Below are 24,887 nucleotides of genomic sequence, written 5' to 3'. Positions count from 1 at the left end.
TCACACATTATTAACAATTTTTACGCACCATGAAACTGTTGTCAGGAGCGATAATGTCTTTCGGTCAGTGAGGTGCAGTAAAGTGCGGTGACTTTTTCTGTTCTTTTTTACGAAAAAAATTGACCGCACTTGAAGAAAGTGCGGTCGGCAGTTTAACGCTTAGTAAAGCACGGCTTTTGCTTCTTCTGAATCAATATTGTCTTTGGTTACAAAAACAACACCGGTATCAATGAATTTATCCACTTTTTCGCCTTTGATAATTTTATTAATCGTATTGACGCCTTTATAACCCATTTGGTAGGAAGATTGCACAACAATGCCTTCCAAGGTGCCGTCACGGACGAAGTTTTGTAGATCTTGGTTTCCATAAAAACCAACAGCGACTAATTTTCCGGCAAAGCCACGTTCTTTAATGGCGCGTGCCATCCCTACCGCAGTGGGTTCGTTTGCGCCAAAAATTGCGGTTAAATCCGGATTGGAAGTCAGTACATCAATGGTTTGATTTAATGCCGTAACCATGTCGGATTGAGAATAAAGCGGTTCCATCAATTTGATGTCCTGTTGTTTTTTCACTTCATCCATAAATCCGCCGGTGCGTTCAATCGCACTGGCTGCACCGGGCGTATAAGACATAACGGCCACTTTGCCTTTTTTCATGCCATGCTTAGCGAGGAGTTTTTCTGCGGCTAATTTCCCTGCGGCACGGTTGTCCGTAGCGAGGAAGGATTGGTAATATTTGCCGTCAGAATTAATGCCGGAGTCAATAATGACCACCGGAATCCCGTTTTCAAAGGCTTTTTTGACAGGTGGGATTAATGCTTCCGGATCGGAGGCGGCAAGCACGATGCCGGAAACGCCGCGGTTAATTGCGTTATTGACCATATTCACTTCTTCATCAATAGCGGTTTCCGCTTGTGGTCCTTGGAAGGTAACTTTGTATTCATTACCCAGATCTTTCCCTGCAGCTTCCGCCCCTTTTTTCACGTTTTGCCAGAAATTGGCATTTTCTGTTTTGACAATCACGGCAATTTCATTTGTTTTGGCAAAACTGGATGTACCGGCAAATAGGGTAGATAAACCCAGTACAGCAGAAGCAATAAGTGTTAACTTTTTCATACAATTCTCCTTTTTATATTGTTGAGGTTACGATTTTTTTCCACTCTTTTTGCTTTGGCGAAGTTGATCGAGACCAACGGTAACGATAATAACTAAGCCGATGATGATTTGTTGAACGAAAGCGGATATCCCATTCATGTTAAGTCCGTTGCGCAAGACACCGATAATAAATGACCCGATGAGTGTTCCCGGAATGGTACCAACGCCACCCATTAAGGAGGTTCCCCCAACAACCGCACTGGCAATGGCATCCAATTCGTAAGCAACCCCGCCATTAGGTTGTGCTGTGACCAAGCGCGACGCTAAGATGACGCCGGCTAAACCGGAAAGCAAACCGCTGGCGATGTAGGCGTAATTTTTCACCTGATTGGTTCGAATGCCGGATAAGCGTGCCGCTTCCTCATTCGAACCGATCGCGTAAAGGTAACGACCGAGTTTGAGTTTTGATAATGCAAAGGTAAAGAGAAGGGCAACAACAATCATGATAATCACCGGGTAAGGAATGCCGGGGAATTTGACAAGAGGCAAACCATTAGCGCCTTCTTCAACAATCCGGAACAGCGCACCATTACCGAGGTAAGAGAAGGATTCCGGCATCCCTGACACCGGTGCCGCATTTGTAACATACAACGCCAATCCGCGCGCCACCATCATGGTTCCCAATGTTGCAATAAAGGGCGGTAAGCGCATCAAGGTAACAATTACGCCGTTGGCAGCACCACATAGCCCACCAACGATAATGCCAAATAGCATACCTAATGGCACAGGCAATCCGGCGTTGACCGACATCGCTGCCGCCACGCCGGATAGCGCAACGACAGAACCGGTACTTAAGTCAATGCCGCCGGTTAAAATCACAATGGTTGCCCCGATACCGATCAACGCAATCGTTGAGGTTTGCAAGCCAATGGTTAATACGTTATTTAAGGTAAAGAAATATTCATTACTGATCGTAAACGCAATAATTAATAGGATTAATCCGGCAAGTGACGCAAGTTTGCGTAACATTTCTTTTTGTTTTTCGTTCATCTCATACCTCCTGTCCTTTTCGAGCGAACATATTTTTTACGCCTGTCGCATATTGCATAATTTCTTCTTGATTGGTTTCTTTCGTTTCAAGAAGTGCGGTCATTTTTCCCTCACGCATGACGATAATGCGATCGGACACGCCTAAAATTTCCGGTAATTCAGAAGAAATCACAATAATACCAACCCCTTGTGCCGCTAATTCATCTAATAATTGATAAATGGCATATTTGGCGCCCACATCAATGCCTCGCGTCGGCTCATCAAAAATCATGACCTTCGCATCACGGAATAACCATTTGCCGATAACTACTTTTTGTTGGTTGCCGCCACTGAGATTATTTACTAACTGTTCAATTGTTGGCGTTTTAATTTCCATTTTATCAATGAAGGTTTTGGAGGCTTTGGCTTCCTCGTCATGGGAAATCACGCCGGCGGCATTACACACTTTATCCATTGATGCCATGGTAATGTTTTCACGAATACTCATTCTTACGGCGACACCATTGAGTTTTCTGTCTTCAGATAAATAGGCAATACCGGCTTTAATGGAGTCTGCAGGACTGTGAATGGTCACTTTATTGTGGTGGACAAACACCTCACCGGCATCGAGTGGATCTGCCCCAAAAATCGCGCGAGCTAATTCGGTACGTTTCGCACCAACTAAACCGGTAATGCCTAATATTTCCCCTTTAAATAAAGCAAAGTCTAAGGCTTCAAACACACCATAACGCTCTGCCTGCATCACGGACATCACCACTTCATTTTCATCCACAACCGCCGTTTTCGGTGGAAAGTGATTGCCTAGCGGACGACCGACCATTTTCGTAATGATTTCATCCATGCTAATTTCATGAAATGGATGATCGGAAACATACGTGCCATCACGGAAAATAGTAATGTGATCGCAAATCCGTTTAAGTTCTTCCATTCGGTGAGAGATATACACAATACTGACGCCTTTCGCGCGGAGCTTATTCACCAATTCAAATAACTTATCGATCTCTTTTTCCGTTAAGGCTGAAGTGGGTTCATCCATAATCAGCACTTCAACATCAAAAGAAAGCGCCTTGGCAATTTCCACCATTTGTTGTTTTGCCACCGATAACGTCCGCACTTCTTCAGTCGGTTTCACATCAATATCAAACAGTGAAAGCAGGGCTTCCGCGTCTTTATTCATTTTGGCTTTATCAACCATGCCAAATTTAATCGGTTCACGGGCAAAGAAAATATTTTCAGCCACCGTTAAGTGGGGAATCAGGTTTAATTCTTGGAAAATCATACTGATACCCTGATGTTGTGCATCCAATACGGAATGAAAATTCACCGGTTTCCCTTTGTAAATAATCTCACCGCAATCGGCTTGATAAACACCAATTAAGCATTTCATCAACGTAGATTTGCCGGCACCGTTTTCACCCATAAGTGCGTGCACTTCACCTTTGCGTAACGTCAGTTGAACATCCTTTAACGCTTGCACACCGGCAAATCCTTTACTGATGTTACGCATTGTCAGTATGGTTTCATGTGTCGTCATATTGACCTCCCATTTCCTTATTCTTCAATACGCAACCCATAAGTATGGAACTTACCGAGGACAACCTTCATTTGTTCTTTACTGAGTAACGGGATTGTCAGCTTGGTGGCCAGCAATTTGAGATACCAGGTCGCAAGCACTTCCACTTCTTGTGCCAGCCATAAGGCCTTATCAAGGTTTTCACCACAACTGAGTAAACCATGATGAGCAAGTAAGATCGCCTTGCTTTCTTTGATGCCCTCTTCCACATAAGACGCTAATTCATGTGTGCCAAACGTTGCGTAAGGAATACAAGGAATGTGATCGGTGCCACCCACAGCCACCATATAGTGAATCGCCGGAATAGGTTTTTCCAAAATGGATAACCCGGCACAGTTAATGGAATGATTATGCACAACGGCATTGGCTTCCGGACGGGCGCGATACACGGCTAAATGGAATTGCCATTCGCTAGAAGGCAGCTTGTTTTCTTCGTGCTTGCCGTGGTTATCCACATACACAATATTTTCCGGCTTCATTAAGTGGTATGGCATCCCTGTTGGGGTAATCAGCATGCCGTCTTTATAACGCACGCTAACATTGCCTGCTGTGCCTTGGTTTAAGCCGAGGCGGGTCATCTCTAAACAGGTATCGATGATTTTTTGCGCAAGTTCTTTTCTATCCATTTTTCAGCACCTCTCAGCTGTTATAGAACGGGAGTAACCCCTTTTTTAATAATAATGTTGCCGTATTTTGCGGTTTCGCCACTGATGACGACGGCATACGCTTGTTTGGCGCGTTCGTAAAAGGCAAAGCGTTCAATACGCGCTAAATTAGGTGTAAATCCGACCGCACTTTGAATTGAGTCCAAGTAATTTGCTTCAACGCGAGGATCAAGGCTATCGCCCGGAACCGCCTGCATCATGATTAACGGCGCATCGACATACGCATCGAATTCAAATAACGGCGCAATGCCTTTGAGCAAAGTCGCCACAGGAATGCCATCGGCACGAATCACCTTTGAATGTAATGAATGTGCCGGGAAATGAGCGTCAGACAGCACAATTTCATCGCCATGTCCCATTTCGGCAAGGGTTTTGAGTAAATCGGGGGAGATTGCCGGGTGAATACCTTTTAACATTGTTGTTTCTCCAATGATTACAGTGATTGTGGGTAAATTCGCGTTCTATTCGGTTGCATCGCTTTCTGTGCCTGTTCCGGTGTGGCGTAGATGCCGATGCCTGCAAAGGTGAACATTGCCGCGCCAAGCACGGTACTTTCTGCGACATCCACGACATCAATCGGCAACCCTAAAACATCGGCGCGGATTTGGTTCCAGAGTGGGTTTTTCGAGCCGCCACCAACACAAAGCAAGCTTTCCGCTTTGAAGTGGCTGACGTGTTGTAATACGTCTAAGCCTTGTTTGAGTTGGTTTGCCATGTAATAAAGCGCGGCACGGTAGATTTCACCACGAGTGGAGAACATGGAAAGTCCGCGGATATTGCCTTGTCCGAGTTGGCTAAAAACACCCTGAAAATTGACCGCACTTTGCGTGCCTTTTTCAGCGGCAGAGGATCCTTCGGCGATCATGGTTGGATAATATTGGTCGGTGCCATGTACATCGGCGAACAACAATTTACCAAGCCACTCTATAATGCCTGAGCCGACCCATTGTACGGCGGGGTTAAAACAATTCGGTTGTGCGTCAAATTCGGTGGTTAAGCCTTGCGGCACAAAATCAAATTGTGGTTCGGCATGTTCCGTGCGAGCCATTAAGATTTCCCACGTGCCGGAACTGAGTACCGGTTGATTCAATCCTGCGCCAGAACCGAATACGGCAAATTGGGTGTCATGCCCACAGGAAATCACGGGAATACGATTTAAGCCCCAGTGGTCGGCAAGTGCGTCAGTTAATTCCCCCACTTTTTCACCGGCGTTACGCATCGGTGGAAAGTGGTTTTGGCTTAAACCGACCAGTTTCAGAATGTCCTCGTCCCAATTGCCGGTGGCGAGATGGGTCATCATGGATGTGCCTGCCATGGTGCGGTCGGTGGTAAATTTGCCGGTTAAACGTTGGGTTAGCATGGAGGAAATGAACACGAATTTATCCATTTTTTGGAAAATATCCGGTTTGTTTTCTTTCAACCAAAGCAGTTTAAATAAGGTATTAAAGCTGTATTGTCCGATGCCGTTACGTTGATAAAGGGCTTTGATGTCTAGCAACTGCGAGAGGTTTTCCATCACCGGCACCGTGCGCGGGCATTTCCACGAAATAATCGGGTAGAGCTGTTGCCCTTTTTTATCAAATGGTGCGCCGTCCACGCCGAACGTGGTAACGGAAATGCCAACAATTTCTTTTAAATCAACCTGTTGTTGCGTTAATTTCGCAATCGTATGATCGGCACATACTGTCAATTTTTGCCAAATTTCTTCAAAATCCCAAATGTGATACTCAGGCGATTCACTCCCTGGTTGGGTATTGTTGGCAAGGTGATGGGACGCCACGATTTTGCCTTTGTCATTCATGGCAATTGTGCGTAAATTGGTCGCGCCGCAATCAAAAATCAGAACGATAGACATAAAAGCTCTCCTAAGTGCGGTCAACAATTCATTTGTTTTTTCAACCGCACTGTTGTTTGAATTTTTATGGGATGATGGCACGCACCGAGGTGCGCGCCGGCCATCGATTTATTTATACAGAGGTCCGAAGTTTTGGCAGGCGCGATAGTCCTGACCTTCCTTGTCTTGACCAAAGCCGTTCCAAGCGCTTGGGCGGAACACGTTGGCATCTTCAACGTTGTGCATGCAAACCGGAATACGCAACATGGACGCTAACGTGATGAGGTCGGCACCGATGTGGCCGTAAGTCGCCACGCAGTGGTTTGCGCCCCAGTTTGCCATCACGGAATAGACATCGGTAAAGGCACCTTTACCTGTTAAGTGTGGGGTGAACCAAGTGGTTGGCCAAGTTTCATTGGTGCGGTGGTCGAGCAAGTCGTGGACGTTCTTCGGTAACTCAATAGACCAACCTTCGGCAATTTGTAACACAGGGCCTAAGCCTTTGATGAGGTTAATGCGGTGCATGGTGAACGGCATGCCACCTTTGGTTAAGAATTGGGAGGATAAACCGCCCCCACGGAAGTATTCGTGTACCGCAGGACACCAACGGGTATGTTCCAAACAACGTTTGCCGTCTTCTTCCGTGACTTCCCACGCCGGTTTCATTGTTGGATTGCCATTGGCATCTTTATGTTGACCTGTGCCGTCAAGAGCGGCTGAACCGGAGTTGATTAAGTGGAGGAAACCTTGTTCCGGACGAAAACCGGTAACGCGTTCCACAGAATCTGGGCTCCAGTAAGTTCGCACGTCGGCAAAAATTTGCGCACGACCGGTGAGTTGATGACCAAGCAACATACAGACGGCATTCAAACTGTCGTTTTCAGTGGCAAGAATGTATGGCGGGCGCACACCGTTCCAGTCGTAAGTAGAATTCAGCATGGCTTCCATAAAGTCGCCATTCGGTAAATGGTCGGTCCAATGGCGTTGACCTTGGAAACCGGCAGCAATGGCATTGTGACCAAGTGCTTCTTCGCCAAAGTTTAATTTCGCTAATTTCGGATTACCCACCATCAAGTCACGGGCGATAATGGTCATTTTCACCACATTTTCCCAAAGTTCGGCGCGTTCTTTAGGTGAGCGTTGATTTTCCGGGCTGTTGACGTCAATTCCGTCTTGGCAATATTGTTTTACCCAAGAAAGCGCTAAATCCACTTCTTCCTGATCGTAAATTTTGCGATCCAAGCGGCGTTTGATTTCGGTCATGTCCACATATTCGTTACGCATGCCGAGGTATTCTTGGAAGAATTGTTGATTGACAATAGAACCGGCGATCCCCATGGAAACAGACCCGATAGATAAGTAGGATTTGCCGCGAATGGCCGCAACAGCAAGGCCGGCACGCGCGAAGCGTAGCAGTTTTTCTTTCACATCGGCAGGAATGCTGGTGTCGTTTGCTTCTTGCACTTCAGTGCCGTAGATAGAGAATGCCGGCAAACCTAGTTGAGAATGACCGGCAAGGGCAGCGGCAAGATAAACTGCGCCCGGGCGTTCGGTGCCGTTAAAGCCCCAAATGGCTTTTGGCATGTGCGGATCCATGTCGATAGTTTCGGAACCGTAGCACCAACAAGGCGTAACGGTAATGGTTAACCCCACGTTATTGAGTTTGAATTTTTCTGCACAGGCGGCCGCTTCTGCCACACCGCCAATACAGGTGTCTGCAATCACGCATTCTACGAAAGTGCCATCGGTATGACGAATATGACTTTGTAATAATTCTGCGACCGATTTCGCCATACGCATGGTTTGATCTTCAAGGGATTCACGCACGCCCAAACGACGACCATCTATGGTTGGGCGAATACCGATTTTGACTGGAATAGATTTGAATTGACTCATTTTTTAACCTCTTTAGTGAATTAAAAATAAAGTACAGCGATGTGACTAAATCTTGCTTAGCTTTATTTTTCATGAAAAAAAGAGATTCGCCTACCGTTTCTGAAATTTTGTGTGAAAAGCGTGAATAGGAACACAAAAGAACGGGCAATTTATTAGGGTAAAAATGACCGAATTGCTATTTTTATCTCTAAAACGGGCAAAACGGTCATTTTTTCAGAAAAAATTAAACGGTAATCAGCACGTTATGTTCTTGGCAATAACGTTGCAAGTCTTCGGAAGGAAATTGATCAATAAATAAGATATCGATTTGCGCCAGTTCGGCGAGTTTAATCAGATTTTTGCGTTGCAGTTTAGAGGTGTCCGCTAATAAAAACTTCTTGTCGCAGACATCCATCATTTTTCGTTTAACCGAGGCGTTAAGTTCATTCGACTCCCAAATATTGCCTTCATTATCAATGCCATTGCAGGAGAATATACCGAAATCGATGTGTAGCCGTTTTAAAAGTTGTTCTGACAACGGCCCATAAAAGGCATCGTATTTCACGGAATACATGCCACCGGTTGCGATGGTGGTGATGTTACTTTTGTTCGTTAACGCCGTGATATTGTGCATGGAATTTGTCACCACCGTGCAAGGAATATCGGGCAACATTTGCGCAAAATGCCAGCTGGTGGAACTGGCATCTAATCCGACAATCGCGCCCTCAAAAAGATATTCAAGGGCATTTTGTGCGATTGCTTTTTTGGCATCGGCGTTGTTTTTCTGCCGATATTGAAATGAACTGCCTAAGTCATTCGTTTTGCAAGTCACGGCGGCACCGTGAATGCGATGTAATAATCCTTTATTTTCCAGTGCGGTTAAATCACGGCGAATGGTTTCTACGGCAACGGAAAGCATTTCCGAAAGTTCCGCCACACTGACTTTCCCTTTTTGATTGACATATTGCAGAATTAATTGATCTCTTTTTTGCATCATAAAAGTCCAATCGGGCAAATAGGGTGTTTGCATTATAGGCACTTTTAAATTATTGCAAAAGTAAAAATAACGAAGAAAGTGACCGCCCTTTTAGCCATGAAATCTAAAAAAAAGAATGCCATAAAAGCATTCTTTTGGGATCATTTGATGGGATTACTTATTAATTAAACTCAAAAATTCTTTTCGGGTTTCACGATCTTCTAAGAACACGCCACCGAAAGCCGATGTCACCGTATAGCTATTAGCATCTTTAATGCCGCGACATTTCACACAAAAATGCGTTGCTTTGACATAGACGGCGACATCTTCCGTTTCTAAGATCGTTTGAAATGCCAATAAAATTTGCTCCGTTAAGCGTTCCTGTACTTGCGGACGTTGAGCAAAAAATGCCACAACACGATTAATTTTTGATAACCCGATGACCCATTTTTTCGGGTAATACGCCACGGACACCATGCCATCGATGGTCACGAAATGATGCTCACAGGTGCTGGTTAACGTCACATCATTGACTAACACCATTTCGCTGACTTTCATACGATTGGCGATATTGGTGATTTTCGGAAAGTTGGCATAATCCAAACCACTGAAAATTTCATCAACGAACATTTTGGCAAGGCGGGCAGGGGTTTCTTCGATGCTGTCGTCACGTAAATCCAAACCGATTAAACGCAACACTTCACGCATATGTTGTTCAATGTGTGTGCGACGTTCATCTTTGCTTTCGTCCAACACAATCATGGGGGTTTCGATTCCTTTCTGACGCAGCGCCTCACGCACTTTCGCTGCTTCAGGTGAAATGTGATTCATTTACTACTCTCAATTAAGGCAGGTCAAAATAATGCGGCATTCTAACAAACTCTCCGATAATAATAAAATGAGAATAATTTTAGCTGAGGATGAAAATCTCTCTCGGTGAGAGGCTGTTTGACTGAGTCGTATTCGGCGTGATGTTGATAAAAACACATGGATTTACGAATCACAAATTTTATCACGCCCATTGTCGCACCGTGATATGATGGTTTCTTTCAATACAGGTAGCAGCTGATTGAATCGGTTGAGCCTAAAATAAATTCGCTATTTAATGAAAAGTGAGCCGCTATGCGTTATTCCATTCATGATTTTGTACAATTAATCGCTCGGCTACGGGATCCGGTGAACGGTTGTCCGTGGGATATTAAACAAAATTACACCTCAATGATTGCTTGCCTCAAAGAAGAAACTTACGAAGTGATTGAAGCCATTGAGCAACATAATACAGAAAATTTGAAAGAAGAACTGGGTGACTTGTTATTGCAAGTGGTCTTTCTTAGTCAATTGGCGACAGAAGATCATCACTTTACCTTTGATGAGGTTGTACAAGCAGTGGCGGAAAAAATCGTACGACGCCATCCTCATGTTTTCGGTAACACACAAGCAAACAACGAAGAAGAAGCCTTACAAAATTGGAATGCGATGAAAGCTTTGGAACATCAACATCAAGGCCATACGTCCTTATTGGATAATATTCCGCACGCATTTCCTGCCTTGATGCGTGCAGAAAAATTACAAAAACGTTGTAGTAAAGTCGGGTTCGACTGGGCGGATGTTTCCCCTGTTTTTGCTAAAGTGGAAGAAGAGTTGCAGGAAGTCAAACAAGAAATCGCACGTTCTCCACAAGATCCGGCAAAAATTGAAGAAGAAATCGGTGATCTCTTTTTTGCCACTGTGAACCTCAGCCGACACTTGAAATGCTCGGCGGAAGAAAGTTTACGTAAAGCCAATCAGAAATTTGAGCAGCGCTTCCGCCGTGTTGAGGCCAAGCTTGGTGCGCAAAATCGGACGTTGGCGGAAGCTTCATTAGAGGAAATGGATAGGTTGTGGGATGACGTGAAACGGGAAGAAAAACACCGTTAAAATCCACCGCACTTTACGATTAATTTGACGTTTATCTTTATTATATGAATATCCTGATTATCGGCCCGTCTTGGGTGGGCGACATGGTGATGTCGCACAGTTTGTATCAACAATTATGTCTTCAATACCCTCAATGCCACATTGATGTCATGGCACAGAATTGGTGTAAACCTTTGCTGGCGCGTATGCCGGAAGTTCGCCAAGCAATCGAAATGCCGTTGGGACACGGCAAGTTTGCTTTATGTGAACGTTATCGTTTAGGCAAAGCCTTACGCCAGCGTTATGATATGGCGATTGTTTTGCCCAATTCATTAAAGTCTGCGCTGATTCCGCTGTTTGCACTGATTAAGCATCGTCGCGGATGGAAAGGCGAATCCCGTTATTTTCTGCTCAATGATTTACGTCATCATAAACAACGTTACCCCATGATGGTGCAACGTTATGTTGCGCTTGCGTTTGAGCGCAATGCGGTTCCCTCTGCGACCGAAATGCCGGTCTTAGCCCCAAAATTAACGGTAAATCCACAACAGCAAGTCGCCACCTTAAAACAATTTGAAAAACAAACCGCACTTTTAGGCACGCGCCCGTTGATTGGATTTTGTCCCGGCGCAGAATTTGGCCCGGCAAAACGTTGGCCGCATTATCACTATGCAAAACTGGCTGAAATGTTAATTGAACAGGGCTATGCCATTATGTTATTTGGTTCGGCAAAAGATGTGGACGTAGGCGAGCAAATTCGCAATACATTGCCGGAGGCGTTACAGCCGTTCTGTGTGAATTTAGCCGGACAGACCAGCTTGGATCAAGCGGTCGATCTGATTGCTCATTGCGCCGTGATTGTGAGTAATGACAGCGGATTAATGCATATTGCGGCGGCAACCTCACGCCCGCTGGTTGCCCTTTACGGTCCGACCAGTCCGACCTATACGCCACCGCTTTCCGACAAAGCCATTATTCTGCGGAAAATAGAAGGCGGCTTACTTAAAGTACGTAAAAGCACGGATAGCGCGGAAGGTTATCATCAAAGTTTGATTGATCTTTCTCCACAAGACGTGATGGAGGCGGTACGTTCTTTACAAGCATAATCCTTGTTTTGATTAATAACTGAGAACTATTTGCATTTTATTTTCGATCACCTAGAATGGCTTCGTTCATGCACAATTTAACATTGTGCAGAACCTATCATTTATCTGAAATTATAAAAGGAGTTTTTTATGAAGATTCGTCATTTCCAACTTGCCACCCTCGCTGCGGCAATTGCCTTCTCCGGCATTGCAGCAGCCGATATCACGGTTTATAACGGTCAACACAAAGAAGCCGCCAAAGCGGTTACTGAAGCATTTACCAAAGAAACCGGCATTAAAGTAACGTTAAACAGCGCCAAAAGTGAACAACTTGCCGGTCAATTAAAAGAAGAGGGCGACAAAACCCCGGCAGACGTATTCTATTCTGAACAAACCGCGCCATTTGCGATGTTATCTGAAGCCGGTTTGCTTGAGCCGCTTTCTGCTGATACTATCAAACAAACACAACATAAAGGCGTGCCGGTTGCACCGAAAAAAGACTGGATTGCCTTAAGTGGTCGTTCTCGCGTGGTGGTTTATGATAAGAATAAACTTTCTGAAAAAGACATGGAAAAATCCGTGTTAGATTACGCGACACCAAAATGGAAAGATAAGATCGGTTATGTGCCGACTTCCGGTGCGTTCTTAGAACAAGTCATTGCTATCACCAAACTAAAAGGTGAACAAGCGGCGCTAGACTGGCTAAAAGGCTTGAAAGAAAACGGCAAACTTTACGCAAAAAATAGCGTGGCATTACAAGCCGTTGAAAATGGTGAAGTGCCGGCTGCGTTAATTAACAACTATTATTGGTATGCGTTGGCAAAAGAAAAAGGCGAAGATAAATTAAACTCCCGTTTATACTTCATTCGCCACCAAGACCCGGGCGCATTAGTGACTTACTCTGGTGCAGCGGTGTTAAAAGGCTCAAAAAATAAAGAAGAAGCGAAAAAATTCGTGGATTTCTTAGCCAGCAAAAAAGGTCAAGAAGCCCTTGTGGCTGTTCGTGCGGAATATCCATTACGCACCGATGTTGTTTCGCCGTTTAATATGGAACCTTACGCAAAATTAGAAGCACCTGAAGTGAGTGCGACAACGGCGCAAGATAAAGAAAACGCGAACAAATTAATTGAACAAGCCGGTTTGAAATAAGCTTGTTATCACGGCATCTCATGCGAAGAGATGCCGTGAGTTCACGCACAAAAGTGCGGTCATTTTACTCTCTGTTTTTGACAAGCCGGAGAATCCAACTGATACAGGGAATGTGATTCTCAACAGGTAACACATATTACGCGTTTGTGCTGTTGGAATGAGAGCCCTTATTCTTCAACTAAACGGCGCAATAAACTGCCGTCAAACAATGCACGTTTCACTAAGGCAAAAGCCCCTATCACATCTTCATTGCTAAGCTCTGATGCGACTAATGGCGTATTTTGGACAAATGCCGGTAAGGCATGGCTTTCCAAAGTACGACGAATGGCAGCAAATAAGACGTTTTTCGCCTGCGTAATTTCACCGGAAATCACGATTTTTTCCGGATTAAACATATTCACACTCATTGCTAACACACGCCCGATTTGCGTACCAACGTGTTCGATGAGTTCTGTGGCTACCGCATCTTGCTTATTGCTGGCTTTGCAAATGGCTTCAATGTCATGGGCCTCCAAAGAAAGCCATTTACTTTGGTAACCGTCTTCCAATAACTCCGACATTTTATTTTCAATCGCTGAATTGCTGACCACCGTTTCCAAGCAGCCCACATTGCCGCACATACAACGTTTTCCTAACGGATCCACCTGAATATGCCCGATTTCGCCTACATTCTTCTTATAACCGGAAAAGAGTTCGTGATTAATCACAATTCCCGCACCAACACCGCGATGAATACGCAATAGCAACGAATCGTAACAATCTTTCGTGACACCAAAATAGTGCTCCGCAAGGGCTAAACTACGCACATCATGGCCAATATAGGTCGGTAAATTGAAACGTTCGGCAACGTGATTTGCCAAGTCCCAAGGCGTAGTTAATTCAAAGTGCGGAACCTGTTCAATCATGTTGCTTTTCGTATCCACAAAGCCTGGAACCGTAATGCCAATCGCAATAAATTCACTGCCACGTTTTTGGTTTTCTTGAATAAATTCATCCAAGCGTTGAAATAAAAACTGTTCAAATGCTTGTGGCGTTGGGTAATTCTCAAGCGTAAAGACGGATTTATTCACTAATTTAGCGGATAAATCCATAATGGCTAAGGTTAAATGTTCCCGCCCGATACCCACTAAAATCGCACGAAAATGTTTATGCTCTGCCACAATCGAGGTTGCCCGACGCCCACCGGTCGATTCTTGTTGTTCTACTTCTTTAATTAAACCGCGAGCAAGTAAATGGCGGGTAATTTTAGTCACACTGGCCGGAGCTAGTTGGCTCATTTCAGAAATTTGAATACGGGAAATCGGGCCTTTCTGATCGATAAGCTTATACACCACTGCGCTATTCATTTGTTTCACTAAATCAACGTTCGCGATTTGAGGACTTTCTCGCATTTTTTTCTCCCGCAAAAGTAAGTTGAGTGATGTTAAACGGCATTTAAACACATTCGGAACGACTATTCATCGTCCATGCCTAAGGCTTTGGAAAAGGTTTGCAGCCCTACCGCATTGCCGGTTTTCACCATGGTTTGCATGGCTTTCGTCGGCGCATGAATTAATTTATTCATTAATTTATAACTTAATTCTTGTAGCACTTGTTCCGCCTCTTCGCCTTGTTGTAAGGAAGCGATCGCTTTTTCCAGTAAATCTTGACGAGTCAACTCCGCCTCTTCACGATAACGACGGATCAAATTAGAAAATTGATGGACTTTCAACCACGCAAAGAAATCCGCGCATTCCGCCTGAATAATTTCCTTTGCCTGCGCAGAAGCTTGTTCCCGTTGGCTTAAATTATGTTGAATAATATTTTGTAAATCATCCACCGTATAGTGATAAACACTGTCTAATTCCGCCGCACTTTCTTCAATGTCACGCGGCACAGCGATATCCACCAACAACATCGGACGATAGCGACGCATGATTTGCGCCTTTTCAACCATGTTGCGGCTCATCAGAATATGCGGACTGCCGGTAGAGCTAATCACAATATCCGCTTGATTTAAGCCCTGCTGTAACTGTTCTAGCGGCAGGATTTGAATATTCGCCGTTGTATCCAATTTCTCCACGAGGGCTTCTGCGCGGGCTAAAGTGCGGTTGGAAATCACCATGTTTTTTACGCCATGACGCAATAAATGACGGCACACCAATTCAATAGTTTCCCCTGCGCCCACTAATAAAATGGTTAATTCGCTCAGCGATTCAAAAATTTGGCGCGCTAAACTGCAAGCAGCGTATGCCACAGATACCGCACTTTCACCGATATTGGTTTCTGTACGCACGCGTTTTGCCGTGGAAAATGTTTTTTGAAATAAACGGGATAATTCGCCGGAAATGGCTTGCTGTTCTTGTTGATAGTGCTGCTCGCTCATTTGGTAAGCTTGCTTCACTTGTCCCAAAATTTGTGGCTCGCCTAAAATCAATGAATCCAAGCCACAAGCCACTTCCATTAAATGATTGACGGCTGGCAGGTTTTCATAAGTGTAAAGGCAACGCTGAAGCTCGGCTAAGTCCAGTTGATGAATTTCGGCAAACCATTGTATGGCTTGGCGAATCCAATGTTGCGTGTCTTGTGGCGGGACAGTTTTATTGTGCAGATAAACTTCAGTTCGGTTACAAGTGGATAAAATCACCGCACTTTCGGCTAATTCAATTTGCCGAATATGACGCAAAGCAAAAGCACGTTTTTCGTCAGAAAAAGCGACTTTTTCCCGTAAGGCAACAGAGGCGGTTTTGTGATTAATACCAAGAACTAAAATCGTCATAAAAAATACATGAAAAAATCACCGCACTTTATTATGTTGACACAACAAATACGGCAACCTTTATCCCACTAAAATATAAAAAATAGACATAAAAACGGGCTATATTCTAGCTGAATTGCCCCTATTTGGGCAAATTAGCGTAAGAAAAAAGCCATTAATCTGCAATTTTATTGCGAAGCATCAAATTTCTAAAACGTATCTTTTGCTTGGCGTAATTGCGTGAATTGCGCCAAGTTGGTTGCCGTTAAAAACGGATTAATGTGTTTTTCCAAGCCGATTGTGGTCGGTAAGCTTGGTTTATTTTCAGCCCGTAACTGCGCCACCAAAATGCGATGATTTTCCACCGCACTTTTGTTTGCCCAAACGCGTTGCACAAACGCTAAATTGCTTAACGTATATTCATGCCCCGGGCAAACAATGGTGTCATCAGGCAACGCCGCAAAACGCTGCATGGTAGCGAACATTTGCGCGTAATCACCGGTAAACACCCGTCCGCAACCGGCGGAAAATAACGCATCACCACAAAACAAATGCCCATCCACCCAATAACTCACATGCTGTGCCGTATGCCCGCCACTGGGTAGCACTTGAATTTGGTAATGTTCGGTGATAAGGTCGCCTTCATTCATCACCTGCGTCAGCCCACAAGCCGCACACTCTGCCGGACCATAAATCGGTACTTGCGGAAAACGTTGTTTAAACGCCGCAACACCGTCCGTGTGATCCGCATGGTTGTGCGTAAGCAACAATGCCTCAACGGAAAAATGTTGTTCTTCCAATAAGTGAAACAGCTTGTCGGTTTCGGGCAAATCAACAATGAGCAACGGTAAATTTTCCCGTGCATAAAGCCAAATATAATTATCGTTTAACGCAGGAATCGGAATTAACATAGAACCTCGGAGTTACCATGATGTGGCGTGCTAAATATGAAAAGTCACTGGCGATGCCCAACGGTTGGCAACAACTGCCAAATGGGCGCGCTTATTGTAACGCATTAAACGCTTATTTCGCCCCTTGGTTTACAAAAATTTGTGGTTATCAGATTCTGAAAATTGGCGGACTTAGCGCAGAAATTCAATGTAATTTGCCCTTGCGCCACCAAATTAGCCTCAGCGAAAAAATCACGGAAAATTTGACCGCACTTTTAGACGATCATCATTCAGTTATACAAGCCAAGCTTACCGAACTCCCCTTTATTCAACAGCAGTTGGATGCTTGTGTGTTGGCCAACACGCTGAATTTTGTGCAAGATCCCCATCAAGTGTTGCGTGAAACTCACCGCGTTCTCAACGATGACGGCTATTTATTCCTCAGTCTGTTTAATCCGTTTAACAGTCTATTTTTTAAATCAAAAACAGGCGACTTCCCTTCGCGTCATTATTGCCTTTGGCGGATCATCGACTGGTTGGAATTACTCAACTTTGATATTTTGGAACAGCGGAATTTGGCGCTATCCCATCAAACCGCCGGTTGGTTTGCCCCACTGACAGTTATCGTGGCGCAAAAACGTACCTACCCGTTGATGCTTAATCCGCAAAAAGTGCGGTCAAAAATCCCGGCATTTTTACAACCGGCAGAAGCGTTAAAACAAGCGGAAGATCTTTAGTCTTCGGAGAAAAAATAACGGTCAGAAATACATTCATTTCTGACCGTTTAAATTATGCCGTAGGAAAATTTCCTTCTTGGCGAAAAGACTTAAAAAATTGACCGCACTTTGCGGAAAATCATTAAGCTTGTGGATTCATGATCTCATCGAAGGTTGCCGCTTTTTCAGTGACTTGCGCTTTCGCTAACACCGCCTCAACAGCTTGTTCTTCTAATACGACATTACGAATATTATTCATTAATTCGTTGTTTTTGCTGTAGTATTCAACCACGTCTGCCGGTTGTTCGTAAGCCGATGCAATATCCTCAATCATGGCTTTCACACGTTCTTCATCTGCTTTTAATTCGTTTGAAGCAATCACTTGGGAAAGTAATAAGCCTACTAACACACGACGTTTAGCTTGTTCTTCAAACAATTCGCGTGGTAATTGTGCTGCTTGTTGTGCATTACCGCCAAAGCGTTGTGCCGCTTGTTGACGCAATACGTCAATTTCGTGCTCAACCGCAGAACTTGGTACATCAATTTGATTTTGCTCTACTAAACCGTCAATGACTTGGGTTTTCACGCGAGTCACTAACGCATTTTTCAACTCACGTTGCATATTTTTACGAATCTCATTGCGTAAATCTGCAACAGATTTGGTGTTCGGACCAAATTTCGCAACAAACTCATCGGTTAATTCCGGTAATACCATCACTTCAACTTTCTTCAACGTAATATCAAATTTCGCTGCTTTACCTTTTAAGTTTTCAGCGTGGTATTCTGCCGGGAAAGTGACATCAATAGTGAATTTGTCACCGGCTTTGTGGCCAACGATGCCCTCTTCAAAGCCTGGAATCATACGACCTTGACCCATGAATAAAACGAAATCGGATGCTTTGCCGCCTTCAAATTCTTCGCCGTCAACAGAACCCACGAAGTCAATCGTTACGCGATCTTCAGCTTTCGCTGCGTCTTGACTTTCTGTCCAAGTGGCTTGTTGTTTGCGTAGCACTTCAACCATCTTGTCAATATCGGCTTCAGAGATTTCAACAACCGGTTTTTCTACTTTGATATTTTCCAAACCTTTTAATTCAACTTCAGGATACACTTCAAAGGTTGCGCTGAATTTTAAGTCTTTACCGTCTTCAAATTGTTCAACGGTGAAACTTGGGCGACCTGCGAGATTGATTTTATTTTCGATAACCGCTTGGAAAAAATGGTTTTGTAATAAATCGCCTAAAATATCTTGACGAACAGAAGCGCCGAAACGTTTTTCAATAATGTGTGGCGGGACTTTACCTTTACGGAAGCCGTCAATACGCGCATTTTTAGCAACGCGTTTTAATTCTTCGCGGATAGCCTGAACAACAGTTTCAGCCGGAACGGTGATGGTTACACGACGCTCTAAACCTTGAGTCGTTTCAATATTTAATGACATTATGATGTTACCTCAAATTGATGCACTCGGCGAATGCTCACACCGAACACGTTATTAATAGAAAATAAGACAATGAATTATAACGAGACAAAGGCTTTCAGTCGAGGAAATGCACGATAAAAGCGCATAATCGATTAAAAAACACTCGATTTATCTATACAAAATTAACCACGTGGATGATAGCGTTCGTGCAAACGTTTCAAGCGTTCTTTCGCCACATGGGTATAAATTTGTGTCGTGGATAAATTGCTGTGTCCTAACAACATTTGCACCACGCGCAAATCCGCCCCGTGATTCACCAAATGCGTGGCAAAGGCATGGCGCAAAACGTGAGGGGACAACATATCGCTGTCAATTTCCGCCAGCACCGCATAATGCTTGATCCGATGCCAAAAAGTCTGCCGTGTCATTTGCGTACCGCGGCGGCTAGGAAATAGCACGTCGGAACTTTGTCCATCCAATAAAATCGGTCGGGCAAACAGCATAAATTGCTTCACCCAATGGGTGGCCTCCTCTCCCATCGGCACAATACGTTCTTTATTGCCTTTGCCGATGACCCGCACCACGCCTTGATTCAAACTAATGCTATCGGTATGCAGTGAAACCAATTCCGTCACCCGCAATCCGGTGGCATACAATAGCTCCAACATCGCCTTATCGCGTAGTTCAATCGGCTGATCTAAACTTTGCACATTGAGCAAATCCGTGACTTGCTGTTCGGTTAAATACTTCGGCAAACGGCTGGGTAATTTAGGCGAACTTAACACCGCACTTGGATCGTCGGTGCGGTATTTTTCTTGATACAAATATTGGAAAAGCTTTCGAATGGCACTCAATAATCGCGCCGTGCTGGTGGCTTTATACCCTTGCTCTACCCGCTCACCGAGAAACGTTTGAAGATCGACAGAATCCAAACCAAGCAACGACAACTTGCGTTCACTAAGCCAATCGCAAAGTGCGGTGAGATCCAAACGATAAGATTGCACGGTATTCGGCGACAAGCCTTTGCCTATCCATAATTCATTTAGAAATAAATCGAGCAAGGTCAGATCATTCATGTTTAGCCCCGATGAAGTAAAAAGGCTTCGACTTTACGTGGCGTCACCACGAACGCCAACGCCGCAATGATCGCCATTAAGACAAACGTCATTGATGCTGAATACGGGTAAATCAAGCCGCTAAGCGCGGTCAAAATCGCCACCATCGCGCTGTTTGATATGCCGTTATACAACGCTTGTAGTTTGGAAATATGCGACTGCGGTTGCGTAGTGATATAGCGCACCATGCCGTAATGCGCCACAGCATACGTTAGACTGTGAAGTAATTGCAAAAGCCCGATGAGCCAAATCTCACTTGTCGCAGCAAGCCCCGCCCAGCGCACAATGCACGCCAAGGTCGCCAAATGAAAAAGGGTACTGACCTTCCAGTTTTGCAGTAAACGGCGAGAAAAGAAAAACAGCAAAATTTCGGCAATCACACCTAAGCCCCATAGCAAGCTGGTCTGCGAGACGGAAATCCCCAGACTGGTCCAATACAATACACTATAAACATAATAGGCGGCATGTGATCCCTGAATTAAAGAGGACGCCAACAAAACCCGCAAGGTTGTGTTGTTTTTTAATAAAGCCCAATACCCCACATCGGTGCCGGACTCTTCCGAAGATTCATCTTGCGGGGGAATCGTCGGTGTCACGCACTGCATCACCGAATACACTAATAAAAGTGCGGTCAAAATCCAGACAATATTTTGCTCGCCGAAAAAGCCAATCACATTGCCAAATAAGGTTACGCCAACCACAAAGGCAAGGGATCCAATGAGCCGAGCCTTACCGTAATCCAACTGAATTTGCCGCTGCCAAGTGGTAGCTAAGGAATCCGTAATCGGCATACCTGCCGCATTGACCATCGCAAATAAGCCAATAGCAGAAAATAGCAACCAAAAATTCTCCGCAACAACACTTAAACCGGCCATAATCAATGCACTGGCAAGCGCCAATACACGCAAAGAATTGATCAACTGTGAAGCGCGTTTAATTAAACCGGAAAACAACAAACCGCCGACAAAGCGAAAGACATAAGCACTTGCCAACACCATGCCGATCAGCTCTTCACCATAATGTTGCGACTTCAACCAAACAGGGAAAAAGGGGATAAAAACGCCATACGCGCAGTAATACCCGAAAAAGCTCAAAGCGAGCCAAGTAAAAGGACGAACAAGCATTAAAATAACGTTTCCATTTCTTTTGAACGTGCCACACAAGCTTGCATGGCTTGTTGCACGACGTCATTAAATTGATGTTGATTAAATACATTCAGCGCCGCCGCCGTTGTGCCGCCTTTGGAGGTCACATTTTGGCGCAATGTTGCTAAATCCACCTGCGGATTTTCCACAACCATTTTGGCTGAACCTAACATCGCTTGCTGAACCAATTCACGGGCATTGTATGCAGACAATCCCATGTCAATTAGGCCTTGTTGCATGGCTTCTAAAAATTGGAAGAAATACGCCGGGCTACTGCCAGACGCGGCTGTAACCGCATGCATATGATCTTCCGACGCCACCCAAAGGGTTTTGCCTACGGCAGACAACAAATCCTGCGCAAAAGTGCGGTCGTTTTCTGAGGTGTTTTTTGCTGCAAATAATCCAGCCATTCCCTCGCCCACTAAGGCTGGCGTATTTGGCATCACTCGCACAGTAGATTGTGCAGTCGGCAAAAGCGCGGTCAATCTTTTCACGGAAATGCCGGCAGCAATGGAAATGAGTAATTTATCAGAAAAATCCACCGAACTTAAAGGGGAACACACTTCGGCTAATACCTGCGGTTTTACGGCCAACAATACGACCTCTGCTTGCGCGACGGAGGCGACATTATCCGTTGAGGTGCGTACGCCTTTTTGCGCAAATAAATCACGTTTTTCTTCATTGGGATCGCACACAATAATTTTATCGGCAGGATAAGCTTGTTTTAATAAGCCGAACACGATGGCTTGTGCCATATTGCCGCCACCGATAAAGGCGATAAGTTTATGTTGCATAGCTATTTCTCGTTACTTTATGTTGACATAAGGATTGGTTTTCTTTTCCTCGCCAATCGTGGTGTAAGGGCCATGACCGGCGACAATAATCATATCATCGCCTAAAGGATACAATTTTTCACGAATGGACGTAATGATGTCCTCGTAACTTCCTCCCGGAAAATCCGTCCGCCCAATACCGCTTTTAAAGAGTACATCACCGGTAAATGCGATACGTTTTTGGTGCTCAATAAAACCAATATGACCTGGCGTATGGCCGGGTAAATGTAACACTTCAAAAGCAAAATCACCTATCGTCAACACTTCACCTTCCTGATCCAACCAACGATCCGGTTCAAAAGCGGCGACATCAAATAAAAGACCGAATTTTTCCGATTGTTGTGGCAAGCTTTTAAACCAATATTCATCTTTTGAATTTGACCCTAAAATTAGCACGTTGAAATGTTGTTTGACTTTTTCTGCCGCACCCACATGATCCAAATGACCGTGTGTCAGCAAAATTGCCTGTAAATTTAATTCCAATGCTTCAATGCGCTTAATCAGTTTATCAGCTTCGCCACCCGGATCGATAATGGCGGCATTTTTATTTTCATCCCAAATTAACGAGCAGTTTTGCTGAAATGCCGTGACCGGAATAATTTCAATATTCATTGTTTTTCCTGTGATTTGAACAAAAAAACCGCAACAAAGTGCGGTTTAAAATTGTGTTGTTTTGACTAGCTACCATTCCATGTACGAACCGGGCCGGTATCCATGTGAATAAAATTACTGCGCGGATAATACCCAACGCCTCCATTTTGGAGCGATTGTACGGAATCACGTAGTGTTGCCAGTGGCACGCCATCAATACGAAAATCAATCGCCTGACCACGAATGTGATAACTATTGCTTGCCACGCCATGACTACGACGATGCATTGCCGCATTACTGGCGGCAGAGCGATAGCCACAAATAATTTGAATTTCCGTATTACGTAATCCTAACTGTTGTTGAACGCGGTAGAATTTTGTAAACAACTGCGGATCCATTTTATGCACCTGATTGGTTCGTTTATCACGCAAGAAGTGATCGAGCAGTCGCAATGTATTGGTGCTAAAACCACGACCAAGTGCAAATTCGGCACCTAATTTTTCGCCGGTATTGATATTACGGAAATTCAATATCCGTGGTTTAGGTGTGGAAACGGCAGCCAAAACGGTATTTGGTAATAGCGTTGCACCTAGCACAATGCCGCCTAAAGATAACCATTTACGGCGACCGTGGTTGATATGATTCATTTTTTCTTCCTACCTTTGTTCAACATTTTACCATTTGACTATGATCGTCTGTGTTAGTTCGACAAAAGATTACTGAACATAGTGTTTTAACACGTTCCAGTCAATATAACTTAAATTTGCCGCTTTGTCATAACCGTAAATATCTGGCAACGTATGCACTTGGTCTTTATCAACCCAGGCGGTGACGTAATATAAAAACACCGGATTGTCAGATTTGATGCTGGCAGATGTTGTTTTTCGGCTTTTCAGCACATTTTGTTTTCGTTCATCGCTCCAACCGGCTTCTTTCAATAAAATAGTTGCCAACTGATCGGACTTCTCAACACGCACGCAGCCGGAACTTAAATCCCGTTTTTTATTGGCAAATAAATTACGTTTTGGCGTGTCATGCAAATAAATGGCATCAGAACTTGGCATATTAAATTTGTAGTTCCCCAACGCACTGTTGTCGCTTGGTGCTTGACGTAAATGATATGGGAATTTATTCGCTGTCATATTTTCCCAATCAATTGTGTAAGGATCGATGGTATTGCCTTTGCTATCAATAATCGTATAACCATTACGATAAATGTAGCTCGGATCTTTTCGTACTTTTGGAATAATATCCTCGTTAATTAAACGCGTTGGCGCATTCCATGGTGGGTTGACAACCACATTGCTTAAACGGCTAAACATGACCGGCGTTTTACGCTCGGGTTTCCCCACAATCACGCGAGAGGTTAATACCGCTTCGCCGTTACGATAATACGTGAGCTGATAACTTGGAATATTAACAAAGATCCCATTTTCAAATGCCGGCAGAATTCTTAAACGTTGCGCATTGATTGCGAAACGGTGTAATTCGGTTGTTTTATTTTTTTCTACCCCTTTTGCAATGAGCGCCTTCACGCGATCCAATGTCTGTTGAAACAAAGGATTATCACTGGAGAGGTTTTTAACAAATGCCAAATGATCGTTATTTTTGACCGCACTTAACCACGCAGCAATTTGATTTTCATCGGGTTTACCGGCTTTATAACTATTTTCTGAATACAACCATTTTTGCGCCGAACGTTGTACGTTGTTGGCATAATATAAATAGTCTAAAAACGCATCGGTTAACAAAATATCTTCGATTAATGCACCATTGCCCGCAATACGATGCGCTGCATTGAGTGCTTCGGCGGAACGTTTGGAAATTCCTGCGGCAACCATCAGCGCATAATCATGGAGAAATTGTTGCTTCGCCTGAACATCCGTCCAAAGTGGGGCGAAATTATTTTCGGCATAAATTTTTGCAATGAGCGATTTAAATTGCAACGGAGTCTCGCCAATACGATCTGCTAGCGCTTGTTCTACTTGTTGCTGCCTTTCCTCGGCTAGGCGCATTTCTTCAGAACCACTTTCAAGCTCTAACTGTTGTGTAGCTAAGTCTGCTTCATTTTTATCCAGTTCCGTTGATAAATTTTGCGTAACCTGTGATTCAACCATTGCTGATGTGTCGGCCTGAAGCAAGCCGCTGTACGACAACATCCCAAGAAAAAAGAGGCTTGGCTTAACGCATTTCCGATTCATTCTTAACGATTCCTAAAATAAATAACAATAATCACCAC

Annotated in this window: 23 protein-coding genes; 4 read left to right on the top strand and 19 right to left on the bottom strand. The window is 44.3% G+C overall.

What is annotated here, in order from left to right:
- Positions 1-159 precede the first annotated feature (159 nt).
- The 9 genes from J5X96_RS09530 to folE all read right to left on the bottom strand — a co-directional run bounded on the left by J5X96_RS09530 (position 160) and on the right by folE (position 9,899).
- Positions 160-1,116, bottom strand: a complete 957-nt coding sequence (locus J5X96_RS09530; protein WP_209363387.1) for an ABC transporter substrate-binding protein — start codon at positions 1,114-1,116, stop codon at positions 160-162.
- A gap of 27 nt (positions 1,117-1,143) precedes the next feature.
- Positions 1,144-2,145, bottom strand: a complete 1,002-nt coding sequence (locus tag J5X96_RS09525; protein ID WP_209363386.1) for an ABC transporter permease — start codon at positions 2,143-2,145, stop codon at positions 1,144-1,146.
- 1 nt (position 2,146) lies between these two features.
- Positions 2,147-3,679 (bottom strand): sugar ABC transporter ATP-binding protein, encoded by a 1,533-nt coding sequence (locus tag J5X96_RS09520; protein ID WP_209363384.1) that lies wholly within the window; start codon positions 3,677-3,679, stop codon positions 2,147-2,149.
- Between the two features lie 17 nt (positions 3,680-3,696).
- Positions 3,697-4,344 carry an L-fuculose-phosphate aldolase gene (gene fucA, locus J5X96_RS09515; RefSeq protein WP_209363382.1) on the bottom strand — a complete coding sequence of 216 codons (648 nt, stop codon included), beginning with the start codon at positions 4,342-4,344 and terminating at the stop codon, positions 3,697-3,699.
- 20 nt (positions 4,345-4,364) lie between these two features.
- Positions 4,365-4,799 (bottom strand): L-fucose mutarotase, encoded by a 435-nt coding sequence (fucU, locus tag J5X96_RS09510; protein WP_209363381.1) that lies wholly within the window; start codon positions 4,797-4,799, stop codon positions 4,365-4,367.
- A 17-nt stretch (positions 4,800-4,816) separates the two neighbouring features.
- The gene (gene fucK, locus J5X96_RS09505) at positions 4,817-6,238 is read right to left on the bottom strand and encodes an L-fuculokinase (RefSeq protein WP_209363379.1); all 1,422 of its coding nucleotides are present in this window, start codon (positions 6,236-6,238) and stop codon (positions 4,817-4,819) included.
- A 108-nt stretch (positions 6,239-6,346) separates the two neighbouring features.
- Positions 6,347-8,113, bottom strand: a complete 1,767-nt coding sequence (gene fucI / locus J5X96_RS09500) for an L-fucose isomerase (RefSeq protein WP_209363377.1) — start codon at positions 8,111-8,113, stop codon at positions 6,347-6,349.
- 223 nt (positions 8,114-8,336) lie between these two features.
- Complete coding sequence (locus J5X96_RS09495) at positions 8,337-9,086, bottom strand: DeoR/GlpR family DNA-binding transcription regulator (protein ID WP_209364810.1); 750 nt, start codon at positions 9,084-9,086, stop codon at positions 8,337-8,339.
- 156 nt (positions 9,087-9,242) lie between these two features.
- On the bottom strand, positions 9,243-9,899 hold the full coding sequence (folE, locus tag J5X96_RS09490; protein ID WP_021616663.1) for a GTP cyclohydrolase I FolE: 657 nt from the start codon (positions 9,897-9,899) through the stop codon (positions 9,243-9,245).
- Between the two features lie 291 nt (positions 9,900-10,190).
- Here folE and mazG point away from each other — a divergent pair, with 291 nt between their 5' ends.
- The 3 genes from mazG to J5X96_RS09475 all read left to right on the top strand — a co-directional run bounded on the left by mazG (position 10,191) and on the right by J5X96_RS09475 (position 13,198).
- A complete protein-coding gene (gene mazG / locus J5X96_RS09485) occupies positions 10,191-10,985 on the top strand; it encodes a nucleoside triphosphate pyrophosphohydrolase (RefSeq protein WP_209363375.1) in 795 nt (264 codons plus the stop codon).
- A 44-nt stretch (positions 10,986-11,029) separates the two neighbouring features.
- The gene (gene waaF / locus J5X96_RS09480; RefSeq protein WP_209363373.1) at positions 11,030-12,070 is read left to right on the top strand and encodes a lipopolysaccharide heptosyltransferase II; all 1,041 of its coding nucleotides are present in this window, start codon (positions 11,030-11,032) and stop codon (positions 12,068-12,070) included.
- 129 nt (positions 12,071-12,199) lie between these two features.
- Positions 12,200-13,198: an iron ABC transporter substrate-binding protein gene (locus J5X96_RS09475; RefSeq protein WP_209363371.1), complete on the top strand. Its 999-nt coding sequence runs from the start codon at positions 12,200-12,202 to the stop codon at positions 13,196-13,198.
- Positions 13,199-13,365: 167 nt separating this feature from the next.
- Here the strand turns inward: J5X96_RS09475 and J5X96_RS09470 are convergent, their stop codons facing one another.
- The 3 genes from J5X96_RS09470 to gloB form a co-directional block, all read right to left on the bottom strand.
- Positions 13,366-14,589, bottom strand: coding sequence for an ROK family protein (locus tag J5X96_RS09470; protein ID WP_209363369.1), 1,224 nt, complete (start codon positions 14,587-14,589; stop codon positions 13,366-13,368).
- Between the two features lie 62 nt (positions 14,590-14,651).
- Positions 14,652-15,956, bottom strand: coding sequence for a glutamyl-tRNA reductase (hemA, locus tag J5X96_RS09465; RefSeq protein WP_209363367.1), 1,305 nt, complete (start codon positions 15,954-15,956; stop codon positions 14,652-14,654).
- Between the two features lie 188 nt (positions 15,957-16,144).
- Complete coding sequence (gloB, locus tag J5X96_RS09460; protein WP_209363365.1) at positions 16,145-16,846, bottom strand: hydroxyacylglutathione hydrolase; 702 nt, start codon at positions 16,844-16,846, stop codon at positions 16,145-16,147.
- Positions 16,847-16,866: 20 nt separating this feature from the next.
- On the opposite strand from gloB, the gene J5X96_RS09455 reads away from it, so the two are divergent.
- Positions 16,867-17,562 (top strand): class I SAM-dependent methyltransferase, encoded by a 696-nt coding sequence (locus J5X96_RS09455; protein WP_209364809.1) that lies wholly within the window; start codon positions 16,867-16,869, stop codon positions 17,560-17,562.
- Positions 17,563-17,683: 121 nt separating this feature from the next.
- Here J5X96_RS09455 and tig read toward each other — a convergent pair whose 3' ends face one another.
- From tig to J5X96_RS09420, 7 genes are all read right to left on the bottom strand, one after another.
- The gene (gene tig, locus J5X96_RS09450; protein WP_209363363.1) at positions 17,684-18,982 is read right to left on the bottom strand and encodes a trigger factor; all 1,299 of its coding nucleotides are present in this window, start codon (positions 18,980-18,982) and stop codon (positions 17,684-17,686) included.
- Between the two features lie 164 nt (positions 18,983-19,146).
- Positions 19,147-20,040: a site-specific tyrosine recombinase XerD gene (gene xerD, locus J5X96_RS09445; protein WP_209363361.1), complete on the bottom strand. Its 894-nt coding sequence runs from the start codon at positions 20,038-20,040 to the stop codon at positions 19,147-19,149.
- 2 nt (positions 20,041-20,042) lie between these two features.
- On the bottom strand, positions 20,043-21,203 hold the full coding sequence (locus J5X96_RS09440) for a 3-phenylpropionate MFS transporter (RefSeq protein ID WP_209363359.1): 1,161 nt from the start codon (positions 21,201-21,203) through the stop codon (positions 20,043-20,045).
- Complete coding sequence (proC, locus tag J5X96_RS09435; protein ID WP_209363357.1) at positions 21,203-22,018, bottom strand: pyrroline-5-carboxylate reductase; 816 nt, start codon at positions 22,016-22,018, stop codon at positions 21,203-21,205. Before proC ends, J5X96_RS09440 begins: the two co-directional genes overlap by 1 nt.
- Positions 22,019-22,030: 12 nt before the next feature.
- Positions 22,031-22,669 (bottom strand): MBL fold metallo-hydrolase, encoded by a 639-nt coding sequence (locus tag J5X96_RS09430; RefSeq protein WP_209363355.1) that lies wholly within the window; start codon positions 22,667-22,669, stop codon positions 22,031-22,033.
- 65 nt (positions 22,670-22,734) lie between these two features.
- Positions 22,735-23,295 (bottom strand): YcbK family protein, encoded by a 561-nt coding sequence (locus tag J5X96_RS09425; protein WP_209363353.1) that lies wholly within the window; start codon positions 23,293-23,295, stop codon positions 22,735-22,737.
- A 69-nt stretch (positions 23,296-23,364) separates the two neighbouring features.
- Positions 23,365-24,849 (bottom strand): L,D-transpeptidase family protein, encoded by a 1,485-nt coding sequence (locus tag J5X96_RS09420; RefSeq protein ID WP_371812523.1) that lies wholly within the window; start codon positions 24,847-24,849, stop codon positions 23,365-23,367.
- Positions 24,850-24,887: the final 38 nt, after the last annotated feature.

The organism is Aggregatibacter sp. 2125159857, assembly GCF_017798005.1.
Classification (GTDB): domain Bacteria; phylum Pseudomonadota; class Gammaproteobacteria; order Enterobacterales; family Pasteurellaceae; genus Aggregatibacter.
This window is presented reverse-complemented; position numbering and strand designations above follow the sequence as displayed.